The following is a 241-nucleotide window of genomic DNA, read 5'->3' as shown; positions in this document are numbered from 1 at the left end:
CGGTACCAGGTTCACCGCTTCCACGCCGAACGCCGGGAACACCAGGGAGAAGCCGAAGCCGGTGAGCGCCGCGCCGGCCAGGCCGACCCAGGGATTCGGCGCGCTCCACAGCAACAGCAGGCCGAGGCTTTCGACGCCGAGGCAGACGATCGCCACGCGGAAGCCGCCGAGCCGGTTGATGCTATTGGCGAACAACAGCCGGGCGCCGATGAAGCAACCGCCGAAGGCGCTCAGGCAGAGC

The 241-nt window shown here is 69.3% G+C and carries 1 protein-coding gene; it reads right to left on the bottom strand.

Annotated elements, in window-relative coordinates; genetic code table 11:
* On the bottom strand, positions 1–241 hold a 241-nt coding region (locus tag HMPREF0072_RS11585), incomplete at both ends, for an MFS transporter (RefSeq protein ID WP_004830786.1).

Origin of the sequence: Anaerococcus lactolyticus ATCC 51172, from assembly GCF_000156575.1 — a bacterium.
GTDB classification, from domain to species: Bacteria; Bacillota; Clostridia; order Tissierellales; family Peptoniphilaceae; genus Anaerococcus; species Anaerococcus lactolyticus.
The sequence above is the reverse complement of the archived record's forward strand: the minus strand, read 5'-3'. Positions and strand labels throughout refer to the sequence as shown.